A 14992-nucleotide genomic window follows, 5' to 3' on the forward strand; every position below is an offset into this window, starting at 1 on the left:
CCAAAATGTTTTTGAAAATAATTTTAGTTGTAAAAATTAATCTATTTACTACCTTTTAAATTTTCCTTAAACACTATTTGTTTGGGATTGCAAAGGTGAAAATATTTTTTCAATCTGCAAATTGATTTCATTAAAACTTATCAACATTCTTTCTTAACATTTAACACGAAAAAACCGGTTTAAAGTATAAGCGTAACAGTTTTCAAAGTATCACCTTCATCGCGAAAGCGGATGCAAAGGTGTGGTATTTTATTGGAGTATGCAAATAAAAAAGTGAAAAAATCATGAATTTTTCAGAACACGCTGAATTTCATCAAGTTTCATTAAAGCTTCAACTGGGGTAAGTGTATTGACGTCTAGATTATTAAGTACATCTCTTATTTTGATAAGCACTGGATCTTCTAAAGCAAACATTTGTAGTTGTACAGCTTGTTTCTGCATTTTCATAATACTGGCTTTTATATGCTCGCCTCCTGTACGTTCGTTTTCTAATCTTTTTAAAATTTCATTAGCCCTGTTTAAAACTTTTGGGGGCATACCTGCCATTTTAGCTACATGAATACCAAAACTATGCTCGCTTCCACCTGGAACAAGCTTCCTTAAAAAAATGACTTTATTACCTACTTCTTTGACAGTTACATTATAGTTTTTTACTCGGTTAAAAGAATTAGTTAACTCGTTTAACTCGTGATAATGCGTAGCGAAAAGTGTTTTTGCTTTACAAGAAGGATGATTATGTAAATATTCTGCAATTGCCCAGGCGATAGAAATACCATCATAAGTAGATGTACCGCGACCTATTTCATCTAAAAGAATAAGGCTTCTATCGGATAAATTATTTAAAATACTGGCAGTTTCATTCATTTCTACCATAAAAGTAGACTCGCCAGAAGATAAGTTATCTGAAGCGCCTACTCTGGTAAATATTTTATCTACTATACCAATGGAAGCTTCTTTAGCAGGGACAAAGCATCCCATTTGTGCCATAAGTACAATAATACCCGTTTGTCTTAATAATGCTGATTTACCGGACATGTTGGGTCCTGTTATGATAATGATTTGCTGAGTTTCATCATCTAGGTAGACGTTATTGGTAATATACTCTTCTCCTAGAGGTAACTTATTTTCTATAACGGGATGTCTGCCTCCTTTAATGTCTAAGATTTTAGAGTCATTGATTACAGGGCGGTTATAATAATATTTCTGGGAAATTGTAGCAAAACAAAGTAATACATCTAATTGAGCTATTAGGTGCGCATTTAACTGTATAGGTTTAATATATTCTGTAACTGTGACTAGAAGTTCATTAAAAAGTTGCGTTTCTAGAACATGTATTTTTTCTTCTGCACCCAGAATTTGATCTTCATATTCTTTTAGCTCGGGGGTAATGTATCTTTCTGCGTTTACTAGTGTTTGTTTTCTAATCCATTCTTGCGGGACTTTGTCTTTATGTGTATTGCTAACCTCTAAATAATATCCAAAAACATTATTAAAAGCTATTTTAAGTGATGATATTCCCGTTATTTCTGCTTCTTTCTTTTGTAATTGTAATAGATAATCTTTACCTCCATAAGATATTTTACGTAGTTTATCTAGTTCTTCATTTAAGCCGTCGGCCATGACTTTACCTTTTGAAATAAGAACAGGAGGATCTTCTTGAAGTTCTCTTTCTATTTTTTCTTTGATTGAAGAACATGTATTTATTTGTTCGGCTATTCTTTTAACAGACTCTTGAGGGGTTTGTTCACAAATATTTTTAACTTCTTGAATTGCTGTTAAAGCTCTTTTAAGCTGAACAATTTCTCTTGGGTTGGCTTTTTGTAAACCTATTTTAGAAATTAGTCTTTCTAAATCGCCGATTTGACGGATAAAAGTTTGTAATTTTTCTCTAAGTTCAGGGTTATCATAAAAATATTGAACTACGTTAAGCCTTTCTTCAATAGGTTTTTTGTTTTTGAGTGGCATGACTACCCAGTTTTTTAGCATGCGAGCCCCCATAGCACATGAGGTTTGATCTAAGACATCTATTAAAGTTTGTGCATTATCATTAGATGAACCTATAAGCTCAAGGTTTCTTACTGTAAATCTATCTAACCACATATACCGGTCTTCCTCTATTCTAGAAATGTTGGTAATATGTTGAAGCTGCCTATGCTCTGTTTCATTCAAATAATGTAAACAGACACCTGCTGCTATAATACCGAAATTGAGCTTTTCTATACCAAAACCTTTAAGCGATTTAACTTCAAAATGCTTTAGTAATGTTTCTTGAGTATAATCTAAAGTAAAAGCCCATTCATCAAGTGCGTAGGTATAATACCTATCGCCAAAGAGCTCTTTAAATTCTTTTTGTTTACTTTTTGCAAAGATGATTTCATTTGGTTTATATCCTTGTAAAAGTTTATCTATATATTCTGCATTACCTTGCGCTGTTAAAAACTCGCCAGTAGAAATATCTAAAAATGCGACACCTATAGTTTGCTTATCAAAATGAAGAGTGGCTAAAAAGTTATTAGATTTCTGCTGAACGATATTATCACTATAAGCTACTCCAGGGGTGATAAGCTCTGTTACACCTCTTTTAACAATTCCTTTTACGGATTTAGGATCTTCTAGTTGATCGCAAATAGCTACACGCTGACCAGCCCTTACCAATTTAGGTAGATAAGTTTCTATGGAGTGATGTGGAAAACCAGCTAATTCTATGTGTGAAGCAGAGCCATTTGCTCTTTTGGTGAGTACAATACCCAGTATTTGAGCTGCTTTTACTGCATCTTCTCCGAAGGTTTCATAAAAATCTCCTACTCTAAATAACAATAATGCACCCGGATATTTTGCCTTTATCTGGTTGTATTGAGTCATTAAAGGAGTTTCTTTTATACTTTTTGTTGCCAATTTGCTAGCTTTTATCAATTTGCTAAGTTATAAAAGTATGTTGTGCCTTTAATATATGTTGAAAATTTATAAAAAGTGGAAAGTAAAATATAGTCTTATTATGTAGGAAGCACAAATGTTTAAAATTTAAAAATACTATTGATTGATATTTAGTTGTAAAATGATTTACTTTCGTAAAAAAAATCATCATATTATGAATATAAAACTAGGTCTGATTGGACTTTTAGCGGCTACTTTGTTTTCAAACTGTAACTCTACAACTCCGAAGGGTTTATCTACAGATTCTTCTGCTACTGAGCAAACCTCTGTAATTAATGAAACAGTGGATACAGAACCGGCAAAGAAAGAGCGTAAACCCGCTGATGCAAAAACCATTTTAGCAAGAAAGCAAGTTCCTATCTTGTGTTATCACCAAATTAGAGACTGGAAAGCAACTGATTCTCAATCTGCAAGAGATTATATAACGCCGGTAGCTACTTTTAAAGAACATATTAAAATGTTAGCTGATAGTGGCTATACCAGTATTTTACCCGAACAACTGTACAATTATTTGGTTTATGGTGATGCTTTGCCTAAAAAACCAGTAATGATAACTTTTGATGATACTGATTTAGACCAGTTTGAAGTTGGAAAGAAAACATTGGATAAATATGGATTTAAAGGTGTTTATTTTATTATGACGGTTGCTATTGGCAAACGTGGTAAGGTGAAATATATGGATAAGGCTCAAATTAAACAATTGGCTGATGAAGGTAATACTATTGGTAGCCATACTTATGACCATCAGAATGTTAAAAAATACCAAGGTGAAGATTGGGTTACGCAAATTGAAAAACCAACTAAAACTTTGAAAGAAATAACTGGAAAAGAGATTACCTATTTTGCTTATCCTTTTGGTTTATGGAATAAAGAAGCTATTCCTGAATTAAAGAAAAGAGGTATGAAAGCGGCATTTATTTTATCAACTTCTAGAGATGAACAAGACCCTTTGTATACCATAAGAAGAATAATTGCTAGTGGTTTTTGGAGTGCTAAAACTTTACATAACAGTATGGTAAATTCTTTTTCTGAAAAGAGGAATTGAAAGTAGAAAGTTAAAATTCAAAAGTAAAAAGTTAAAATTCAAAAGTTAAAAGTTAAAAAGCAGCGTTTTATTGATAAAACGCTGCTTTTTTATGGTTTTCATATTTTTATCTTACCCTAAACACTCTTTTATCTGAAGTATGGGTACTGAAATAACCTAAAGCTCCGTTACTTAGATTAGTGTCTGGATTTGATGGTGCTACTGGCGGACCTCCATTGCCTCCTATCTGTGTGATAGCAAAAAAGTATCGATATATTTCTGGCGTAATGTTTTGAAAATCAATCATAATTTCATCGCCTGAAACAATCTCAGGATCATCAGTAAAGATGGTATTGTTAATATAATTACCATTATTAAACCTATCATTATCAACATAAAAACTATTGATTTTTTTGCCGTTTATACTGATGACATAATTATAAGCATTTGTTTCTTGGGCTGGGTCTTGGTAATGTACTTTAACATATTTTCTGGTTTCTCCAAAAAAAGTAACTTCTGAAACAGACAAAGAATCTAAAGGGACTTTATTTGGCATTTTTGAACTTGCCGTATAAGTATTACCATTTACTGTTACTCTTAAATTATAAGTTTTACCATAGCTTCCCCTGAAGGTTGTAGAGCGGTAAACACCTGGTTGATCTTCTGTAAAGGTTAAAGTTGGACCACCTGTTTCTGTTACTGTAACTGTTGCATTTCTTAATGGTACTGTTTGAAATGACAGATTAAAAGGTACTGTTTGCGATAAATTTATGGTTTGCCGCTCTGTTCTATCCGTTATTGCGGCTTCTATAACTACAGCTGGTTCTTGCTCATTTGTCTCTATTTCAATAACTTCTTCACAAGAAGTAAATGCTAATATGCTTACAAAACCTAAGATGAATATATTGTTTCTCATGATTTTAAAATTTAAAATTCCAGGTTACAGATGGGATAATACCAAATAATGCGGTTTTAACTATTTGGGTTTGAGCTGGATTATTTGGGTTTTCTTCATAACTTAATGAGAAAACATTCTTCCTGTTGTATACATTATAAATACCAAAAGACCAGCTAGATTGATATTTTTTACCCGGCTTACCTTCTAAAGTTGCAGAAAAATCCAATCGGTGATAATCTGGCGCTCTGTACGCATTTCGTTCTGAATAATAAAATACGGTTGTACCCCCTAATTGATATTTGCCTTCTGGAACTGTTATGGCGTTACCTGTGTTGTAAACAAAAGTTGAGGAAAGTGTCCAACGTTTACTTGCTTTATAAATACCTACCAAAGAAATATCATGAGTACGGTCTTGAAATGCGTTAAACCATTTTCCGTTATTGATTTGATCAAATTGTCTTTCTGTTTTTGATAAAGTATAACCTATCCAACCGTTAAAATCTCCAAATCGCTTTTTCAGGAAAAGCTCTATACCATAAGCTCTACCATCTCCATATAATAAATCTGCTTCTACGTTTTGATTTCCTCTTAAATCGGTACCATTCCTATACTCGATTTGGTTTTGCATCCATTTATAATAAACCTCAGCGGAGAACTCGTAAGTATTATCTTTAAAATTACTGAAATATCCTAAAGCAACTTGATCGGCAATTTCTGGTCTGGTGTTGTTACTACTTAAAATATAAATATCTGTTGGAGAAGTTGCCGTTGAGTTAGACATGAGATGCAAATTCTGTGTATTTCTGGTATAAGAACCTTTAACAGATTTAGTTTCGTTAAACTGATAACTTGCAGAAACACGAGGTTCTAGATTGAGGTATGATTGCACAACCTCTCCTGCACTAAAAAATGTAGAGCTCACTTCATTTCCATCTCTATCATATTCTTTAAAATTACCTGCACCAAGTAAAGCAAAAGAACTCAACCTTAAACCATAGGCTAAATTAAAATTATCTGATGCTTTCCATTCGTCGGAAACATAAATGGCAGTTTCTATTCCTCTTCTGTTTTCTACCGTGGCTGGGTTTACGCTTGAATTTTGAGTAGCCGTTATTCTTCCTGGTTCTATCGTATGATGAATGGCATTGATCCCAAAGCGGATATCGTGATTATTAAGTGAGTATTGAAAATCTTGCTTGAGGTTAAAATCTCTGATGATAGAGCTTACTTTAAAATCATTACCTTCTAATTGATTTTCGATAACATAATCATAATTAGAATAAATGAGAGAGGTATTAGAGAACAATCTGTTAGAAAAAATATGGCTCCAACGTAGTGTAGCTGTAGTATTTCCCCAATCAAAACCAAAAGCTTGGTTTAAACCTAATTTATCTCTACCAAAATAACCAGATAAGTAAAGGGTATTTTTATCATTAAGTTTAAAATTGGTTTTGGCGTTTAAATCGTAAAAGAATAAGGTATTACCTCTTAGAGATGTATCAGGTGCGAAAGCTAAAAAAGCATCAGCATAGGTTCTTCTTCCGCTAATCATAAAAGAACTTTTTTCTTTTTGGATAGGACCTTCTACTTTTAAACGTGATGAAATTAAGCCAATTCCACCTTCTGCGGTGAAGTTATTTTTATTACCATCATTCATCCTGATGTCTAAAACAGAGGATAATCTTCCGCCATACTGTGCTGGCATACCTCCTTTATAAACAGTAACATCCTTAATAGCATCAGAATTAAAAGTTGAAAAAAAACCTAAAAGGTGCGAAGCATTGTAAACAGGTGCCTCATCTAACAGAATTAAATTTTGATCAATAGCACCACCACGAACATAAAAGCCAGAATTCCCATCGCCAGCAGGCTTAATCCCAGGTAATAGTTGTAACGTTTTTAAGATATCTCTTTCGCCAAACAAAACAGGGATACTTTTGATGTCTTTAACATCTAGTTTTTCTACTCCCATTTGTGGGTTGGTTACATTATCATTTCTTTTTACTGAGCTTACAACAATTTCTTCTAGTTGCGCTGCTGGTTCTAAACTAAAATCGAGTTTTAGATTGGCGTTTAAATCTATTTTTTTGATGATAGCTTTATAACCTACATAAGTAATAGCTAAATCATAAGTACCTTGTGGCAAAGAAATAGAGAAATAACCGTAAGCATTGGTTGTGGTACCTGCCTGTTTAACACCGCTTAATTTAACACTTGCTCCTATTAGGGTTTCTCCAGTTTGAGTATCAGTAATAACACCATTTAAGCTATATATTTTCTGTGCAGAAGCAGAAATGGCGAAAAATAATAAGAGTATGGTAAATGCAATATTTTTAAAATACATATTTAAGGGGCAAATAATTTTCATTGATAACTAAAAAAAAGGCATACAGTTTTAAGAAAAATTTATTTCTGCTTGTTATTGATGTTTTCTAAATCCATAAGTTCTAGTTTTAGCGCATTTGCAGAGATTTGTATCTCTCTGAAAGACAAAAACAAAGAAATCATGAGTAGAAATAAACTTAAACCAAAAACATATTGCGCTAAAACCGTTAGGTTGTAATAAATAAGGAACATACACAAAACGCAAAAGAAAAAGCTTAAAATACCAAAACCTTGCATATTACGAATGAGAAAAATGCGTTTTCTAAGATTTACAAGCTGAGCTAATAAATTCTCGCTTTTGTTTTCTAAATAAATAGTTTTCATACTTCTTACTAAACTAGCCAAAGCTAAAAATCTATTGGTATAAGCTAATAAAAGCAATGAAATAGCAGAAAACAACAGTGCTGGTGTAGTTAAGGTAAACTCCATGTTTTAATAAACGTTTAAGATTTTAATCTCTTTGTTATTCATCACAAAGGTATCATTCATTTTTTTAGCTTGAAGATTTTTACCTAGCGGAGCTACTGGAGAAATAACAAATATTTTTGAGTTATTGATATTTAATTCTCCTAATGCTACGGCGATAAAAAAATTACCCATAGAGGTTTTAACATAACTGCCAGATGTAATTTTATCTGATTTTTTATTTACAGCAATATTTTTGAGTGTAAACAACTGCTGATTTGCATCTGCCAATTGCTTCTCTAAACGGTTAATTTCTTGTTGCAACATTTCTCTGCTGGTTTCATATTTATCGCCCATGCTGCTCTTGGTGTCGTTTTTTGATGATTCTTTAACGCTTTCTATACTGCTTTTAATATCATTAATTTTTAAGTTTAATAAAGCTATACAAGCATTAAATACTTCTTCTTTTGTGGCTTCCATGATATAGTTTAGAGGCCATAAAGGTGAATAAAAATTAATTTAAAATTATCACTCGTATGAAATCTTTTGTTTTATCTAGGTGGTTAGGTGGTTAGTTTGTTAGATGGTTAGTTTGTTAGGTGGTTAGGTTGTTGGTTTGTTAGATGGTTAGGTGGTTGGTTTGTTAGATGGTTGGGTAGTTAGAAATTTTCATAGCCTTTGGATTTGTTAAAGACTATGAAAACTTAATATCTATTTAAAACTTTGTTATGATTAACTTGCTAACTCCAAGTTTAGTTGGTTGACCCAATTATTAAATAACTCTTGTTCTATTTCTACTGCTTTTTTGGCGTGAACTTCCCAATCTGTAGAGAAAGTTTTTAATTGTGCTAGCATTTCTTCTAAGTGCCCTTCTTCTTCTGCAATAATAGACTTTACGTTTACTTTGCTTCCAGCAGCGCTCAACTCGTTTTGGTAAATCGGATAAATTTCATCGGCCCTTACTTCAATAGCGTAAGTTACCAGTAAATAAGCTGCAAACTTTAAATCTTGCCCTTTTAGGTTTAAAGTATCTTTTAGGTATTTACAAACTTTAACATCCAATAAGCCTAAATAATATTTACTTGCTACTGGAGCTAATAAATATTGGTCGTGATAATTTGGACAAAGATCTGTAGCAATTTTATCTATTTGTTTTTTAAGATAATAAGCGTGTCTGTGTTCTTCCGCAGCATGTTTTAAAATAATTAAACTAACGTTTTTCTTATCTTCTGAAGCCGATATTTTTCTAGCTCCGGCATTTTCCATGAAAGAAAGCGTATTTAACCATTTAGCATGTGTTGTAGGGTTTGCTACTACTTTATTTAATATTTTTTGTAAAGCCATATCTCTAAAATTCTTCTAACGCTAATTCAATTTGTTGGTAAATATAATGCAGGTCATCATCACTTATGCAATAAGGAGGTAAAATATAAAGGATATTTCCTAAAGGCCGCAAAATGATACCTTTATCTAAAAAGAAATGATACAATTTATCTCTCAGATTATTAAAATAAGATGTTTTAGAATCATTTAACCATTCTAAAGCGATGATAGTACCTGTTTGTCTAACCTCTTTAAGTTTGGGATGATGTTGGATTTTATCTTTAAACTTTTGATGATTTTGTGCTACCCTATTGATATTAGCCATTGTCTCTGGCTGAGTCAAAATATCAAAACTGGCACAAGCCGCAGCACAAGCCACAGGATTTGCAGTAAAGGAATGTCCGTGGAATAGCGTTTTCAGTTTATCATCAGACAAAAAAGCATTGTAAATATCTAAAGTACATGTTGTTAAACCCAAAGGCATGGTACCGCCGGTTATACCTTTAGAAAAGCACATTAAATCTGCTTTATGCTGCAAATGGTCTGTTGCGAAGTATTTGCCTGTACGTCCGAAACCTGTCATCACTTCATCAGCAATGGTTAAAACTTGTTCTTTTTTACAATGAGCAATAAGTTCATCCAAATGCTGAGCTTCATACATCAACATTCCTCCGGCACCTAAAACCAAAGGCTCAAAAATAAAACAAGCCAATTCAGATTTGAGACTGGAGATTTTAGATTTTAGATTTTGTAAATTGTGTTTTGTGGGTAATTCAATAAACTCAACATCAAAAAGTAAAGTATCAAAAGGGCGGGTAAAAGCACTTCTGCCACTTACGGCCATCGCACCAAAAGTATCACCATGATAAGCATCGGCGAAAGCCAAAACTTTTTTACGCTTTACATCTTGGTTAAACCAAAATTGTAAACACATTTTAATGGCAACTTCAACAGCCGTTGAGCCATTGTCTGAGAAAAAAACTTTAGCCTGATTAGACGGTAAAATACTGAGTAATTTAGTAGAAAGTTCTACAGCTTTTGGATGTGTAAAACCAGCAAAAATCACATGTTCTAGCGTATTTAACTGCTTAAAAACTTCGTTTGCAATGTAAGGATGGCTATGCCCATGAATATTTACCCACCAAGATGAAACTGCATCTATAAGCTTTTCGCCGTTTTCTTTAAAGAGATGCGCACCTTCTCCCCTCACAATTGGGATGGGTGGTAAAGCATTTTTCATTTGGGTATAAGGATGCCATATATTCTTTTGGTCTTCTGCAACTAAATCTATCATATAAACTGCTCCTTCATTAATTTGAGTACGTGTTTATCAACCGGAAAGGTTAAATCTTCGGTTGATAAAGTTTTCAAATCTACCAGTCGGAAACATTGTTTACAAGAATTTTGCTCATCAAAATCAAAAGCTGTTGATACTAAAGGTATGTTGAAGTTGCTTTTAGGTTTCACCAAATAATAAACGGCTATCAATTGTTCATCAGAAAATAAAGATTGAACAAAAAAATCAGTAGTATAATAATGTGCAAGAACTTCTATTTCTAAATTGCACTCTTCTATAAATTCTCTTTTGAGGGCATCAATAAGACCTTCTCCTTTTTCTAAACCGCCACCTGGGAATTTGGTGAATTTAAAGTCGCCTAGCTGTTCATCAGTAATTAAAACCTTTTGCTCTTGATTTATTAACAAACCATAAACCCTCACATTAAACTTATTCATATCAGTATGACTTAAATTACTTCAAAATGTTTGTGGTTTTTGGTGACATTATCAATATCCCAGGCTATTTCTTTGGTTTTAGGTTCTTGTCTTACCGGGCAATTTGCTACGTTACAATAATGGCAACATTGGAAAACACAGGGATCTGTATGGATAAAAAGCTCGGTGTTGGCTACATTTTCATTGATAATTTTATCGATATCAGTAATCTCGGCATGTACCTTATTCAAATCAAAATAATAAGGTAAAGTAACATGGCAATCTATATGTATAGCATCGCCATAGCGTTGTATGCGTAGGTTATGAACATCTATCCAAGCTGTTCGTCTATTTTTAGAAAGCTGTTTGATCACATTTTCAACAACATTTACATCAGATTCATCCATTAAACCACCTACAGAAAGTCGCATTAATTTATAACCATTTGAAATGATGTACAAAGCTAAACCTATAGAAATAAGGCTATCTAACCAGTTTAAGCCTGTAAAAGCCATCACTAACAAACCTATCATCAGCCCAAAGCTGCTAACAGCATCGGTTATAAGATGTTTACCATCAGCATGCAAGGTTAAAGAGTTTAAGACCTTTCCGCGGTTAACTAAATAAAAACCAAGAAGCCCGTTAACTAAACCGGTAAGCCCTATCAACAAAGAACCATCAAACAAATCTTTAATTTCTTGAGGATAAAAAGCGTTGTAAATACTTTTAAAAAAGATGATGATACCTGCTATAATGATTAAAACACCTTCTACAAAAGCAGAAAAAAACTCGACCTTGCCATGTCCATAAGGGTGATTTTGGTCTTTTGGTTGCGAGGATAAGTAAATACTATAAAAAGCAAATGCACTTGCGATAACATTCACAATGCTTTCTGCGGCATCAGTTAAAATGGCATTAGACTGTGTGATAAAATAAGCGGTGAATTTTACCAGCATTAACAAAAGGCCAATGGCAAGCGATAGAAATATGAGTTGCTTTTTTGACTTCACCTTGATGATTTTTTACAAACTTAGACAATTTGCTATTGCCCTAAAGAAAAAACTATTCCTATATTTGCGCCCAAAGCTTAAATCATGACAATTTTATCAACCAGAATTCAGAATTTAACAGAGTCACAGACTATTAAAATGGCCAAATTAGGCCGCGAACTTGCTGCCAAAGGCGTTAAGGTTATTAACTTAAGTTTTGGTGAGCCAGATTTCCATACGCCACAGTATATTAAAGATGCTGCTGTAGATGCAATGGAAAAAAACTTTACGTATTACTCTCCTGTTTCAGGTTATCCTGATTTAAGAAAAGCTATATCAGACAAATTAAAAAGAGAAAATAACCTTGATTTTGCACCAGAGCAAATCGTAGTTTCTACAGGTGCTAAACAAGCGCTAGCTAATGCATTATTATGCTTAATTAACCCGGGTGAAGAGGTTATTATTCCTACTCCATATTGGGTAAGCTACTCTGAAATGGTGAAATTAGCAGAAGGCGAATCGGTTTTCATTAATGCTACGGTAGAAAACAACTATAAAATTACGCCAGAGCAACTAGAAGCTGCTATTACGCCAAAAACAAAATTATTCATGTTCTCTTCGCCTTGTAACCCTACGGGTAGTGTTTACAGCAAAGAAGAGTTAGCAGGTTTAGTTAAAGTTTTTGAAAAACACCCTCAGGTTTATATCCTTTCTGACGAAATTTATGAGCACATCAACTTTGTTGGTGGCCACGCTTCTATAGCAGAATTTCCTTCTGTAAAAGAAAGAGTAATTGTTGTAAACGGTTTCTCTAAAGGCTTCGCTATGACAGGTTGGAGATTAGGTTACTTAGCTGCTAGTAAAGAAATTGCTGCTGCTACAGATAAATTACAAGGCCAAACCACTTCTGGAACTTGTTCTATCACGCAAAAAGCAGGTTTAGCGGCTTTATTAGGCGGTTTAGAAACTGTACACCAAATGCGTGATGCCTTCTTAACAAGACGCGATTTAGTTTTTGGTTTACTTTCTCAAATACCAGGTGTTAAGGTAAACTTACCAGAAGGTGCCTTCTATTTCTTCCCTGATGTTTCTTCTTTCTTTGGCAAGAAAACAGCAGAAGGTGAAGTTATAAGCAATGCTGATGACCTTTGTATTTATATCTTAAACGAAGCACATGTATCAACTGTAACTGGCGAAGCTTTTGGTAATCCTGATTGTATTCGTATTTCTTACGCGGCATCTGAAGAAGAACTAAAAGAAGCTTGTAGCAAAATTACAGCTGCTTTAGCAAAATTGAAGTAAATAAGAAAAATTTCATATTTAAGGAGAGGGTAATTTTGTTACCCTCTTTTTTTTGCGCTATATGAAACGAGAAAAGCTAAAGATTAATGTTTATTCATCACTAGTATGTTGATTTACAGATCAAAACTGTTATACTTATTTTCTTTAATCATTACGAATTCTTGGTTTTTATAATTTTGAAATTACATAATGTTTTCTGTATCCTCTATCGAAGTCTCAACCATACTTTATAATCTTTGATATGGTTAAGCTATAAATTACTCAGCCATGTTCTTAAAACACATTTTTGGCAGGTTATTAATTTACGCTGTAAAGTAATAAAATAAAAAAAATCGATTTCAATTTTTGTTAAATATTCATTTACAACACTTTATAAAATTTATTTTTTAGTTGATTTTAAAAAAAATAGCTACATTTAAAATTCCTAAAAACCAATTTTAAAAAGATAATATATAAGTTATGATGACCAGATTAAACTGTAAAATTACAGGAGTGTTAGCTTTGCTGCTCTTCTTGGTATCGTTCGCTAACGATTTAAAAGCGCAAAAATTTGAAGCCAATCTTGAATCTTTTAAACAATATCAATATCCCGACTGGTTTAGAGATGCAAAATTTGGTATTTGGTCTCATTGGGGGCCGCAGGCTGTACCCAGACAAGGAGATTGGTACGCCCGCGATATGTATCAAAGTGATTATTATGACAGAAAAAAGAATGAATATACTGGTAAACCGCATCCTGCTTACCTTTATCATGTAAAAACCTACGGTCATCCATCAAAATTTGGTTATAAAGATTTACTTCCTCTATGGAAAGCAGAGAGATGGAATCCGAATGAATTAATGGCTCTATTTAAAAGAGTTGGAGCTAGATATTTTGTTAGTATGGCGGTGCATCATGACAATTTCTTTTTATGGAATTCTAAAATCCATAGATGGAACTCGGTAAACATAGGCCCTAAAAAAGATGTTGTTAGTCTTTGGCAACAAGCGGCTAAAAAAGAAGGTTTAAAGTTTGGCGTTTCAGAACATTTAGGTGCTAGTTATAACTGGTTTCAAACGAATAAAGGTGCCGATAAAACTGGTCCTTTAGCTGGAGTTCCTTATGATGGCAACGACCCACAGTATGAAGATTTATATTATGCTAAATCTGATGAAAAAGCATGGTTAACTACCGACCCAAAAAATCATGCTCATTGGTTAAAAAGCGTTAAAGAATTGATAGACCTCTACCAACCAGATTTATTATATTCTGATAGTGAGTTGCCTTTTGGTAAAACAGGGCATGAAATGCTAGCGCATTTTTACAATCAAGATATAGCTAAAAATAACGGAAAATTAGAAGCCGTTTATAATAGTAAAAGAAGACCATCTGAGGGACGTTGGGTGCAAGATATAGAACGTGGTGTGATGGATTCTATCAGTCCGTTCCCATGGCAAACCGATACTTCTATTGGAGATTGGTTTTACCGCACTGGTCAAAAATACCGTAGTGGAACACAAATTTTGCAAATGTTAGTTGATATTGTAAGTAAAAACGGAAACTTACTGATTAACGTAGTACAAACACCTGAAGGAGATTTAGAACCTGATGTTTTAAATATATTAGAGGAAATTGCCGCTTGGACACCAGTAAATGGAGAAGCTATTTATGGATCTAGACCTTGGAAAATTTATGGCGAAGGACCATCAACCAGTTCTAATAAACCTGAAGGTAAATTTGGTGGTGTTAGCGATGAGCGCTCTTTTGAATCTACCGATATCAGATTCACTACCAAAGGCGAAACATTATATGCTTTCTGCATGAAAAATCCTCAAAATGAGATTAGCATTCAAGCATTAGGTAAAAACACAAAATATAATACCAAGGACATTGCTTCTATAGAGTTATTGGGAAGCAAAGAAAAACTAAATTGGAAACAAGAAAATGGTAAGTTGGTTATCCAGAAACCAACGAAACTTCCAAACTGGCAGGTTACCACTTATAAAATACAGTTTAAAAACTAAGTTCAAAAAGCCCGA

Annotated in this window: 12 protein-coding genes; 3 read left to right on the forward strand and 9 right to left on the reverse strand. The window is 33.4% G+C overall.

Annotated elements, in window-relative coordinates; genetic code table 11:
* Positions 1-282: 282 nt before the first annotated feature.
* Positions 283-2862, reverse strand: a complete 2580-nt coding sequence (gene mutS, locus B2745_RS09390; RefSeq protein WP_414691929.1) for a DNA mismatch repair protein MutS — start codon at positions 2860-2862, stop codon at positions 283-285.
* Between the two features lie 226 nt (positions 2863-3088).
* Between mutS and B2745_RS09395 the strand changes: the two genes are divergently transcribed.
* Complete coding sequence (locus tag B2745_RS09395) at positions 3089-3979, forward strand: polysaccharide deacetylase family protein (protein WP_304065729.1); 891 nt, start codon at positions 3089-3091, stop codon at positions 3977-3979.
* Positions 3980-4085: 106 nt separating this feature from the next.
* Here the strand turns inward: B2745_RS09395 and B2745_RS09400 are convergent, their stop codons facing one another.
* From B2745_RS09400 to B2745_RS09435, 8 genes are all read right to left on the reverse strand, one after another.
* Positions 4086-4874: a DUF4249 domain-containing protein gene (locus B2745_RS09400; protein ID WP_304065732.1), complete on the reverse strand. Its 789-nt coding sequence runs from the start codon at positions 4872-4874 to the stop codon at positions 4086-4088.
* Positions 4875-4878: 4 nt separating this feature from the next.
* Positions 4879-7200, reverse strand: a complete 2322-nt coding sequence (locus B2745_RS09405; RefSeq protein WP_304065735.1) for a TonB-dependent receptor — start codon at positions 7198-7200, stop codon at positions 4879-4881.
* Positions 7201-7262: 62 nt separating this feature from the next.
* The gene (locus B2745_RS09410) at positions 7263-7670 is read right to left on the reverse strand and encodes a DUF2721 domain-containing protein (RefSeq protein WP_304065738.1); all 408 of its coding nucleotides are present in this window, start codon (positions 7668-7670) and stop codon (positions 7263-7265) included.
* Positions 7671-7673: 3 nt separating this feature from the next.
* The gene (locus tag B2745_RS09415) at positions 7674-8126 is read right to left on the reverse strand and encodes a hypothetical protein (RefSeq protein ID WP_304065741.1); all 453 of its coding nucleotides are present in this window, start codon (positions 8124-8126) and stop codon (positions 7674-7676) included.
* Between the two features lie 252 nt (positions 8127-8378).
* Entirely contained in the window at positions 8379-8990 is a 612-nt protein-coding gene (locus tag B2745_RS09420; protein ID WP_304065744.1) for a hypothetical protein, read from the reverse strand.
* 4 nt (positions 8991-8994) lie between these two features.
* Entirely contained in the window at positions 8995-10263 is a 1269-nt protein-coding gene (gene bioA / locus B2745_RS09425; RefSeq protein WP_304065747.1) for an adenosylmethionine--8-amino-7-oxononanoate transaminase, read from the reverse strand.
* Positions 10260-10703, reverse strand: coding sequence for an NUDIX domain-containing protein (locus B2745_RS09430; protein WP_304065750.1), 444 nt, complete (start codon positions 10701-10703; stop codon positions 10260-10262). Before B2745_RS09430 ends, bioA begins: the two co-directional genes overlap by 4 nt.
* A gap of 11 nt (positions 10704-10714) precedes the next feature.
* Positions 10715-11692, reverse strand: coding sequence for a cation diffusion facilitator family transporter (locus B2745_RS09435; RefSeq protein ID WP_026903682.1), 978 nt, complete (start codon positions 11690-11692; stop codon positions 10715-10717).
* Between the two features lie 84 nt (positions 11693-11776).
* Between B2745_RS09435 and B2745_RS09440 the strand changes: the two genes are divergently transcribed.
* A complete protein-coding gene (locus B2745_RS09440; protein ID WP_304065752.1) occupies positions 11777-12973 on the forward strand; it encodes a pyridoxal phosphate-dependent aminotransferase in 1197 nt (398 codons plus the stop codon).
* Between the two features lie 459 nt (positions 12974-13432).
* Positions 13433-14977: an alpha-L-fucosidase gene (locus B2745_RS09445; protein WP_304065755.1), complete on the forward strand. Its 1545-nt coding sequence runs from the start codon at positions 13433-13435 to the stop codon at positions 14975-14977.
* Positions 14978-14992: the final 15 nt, after the last annotated feature.

Source organism: Pedobacter glucosidilyticus, assembly GCF_002483235.1.
Classification (GTDB): Bacteria; Bacteroidota; Bacteroidia; order Sphingobacteriales; family Sphingobacteriaceae; genus Pseudopedobacter; species Pseudopedobacter glucosidilyticum_B.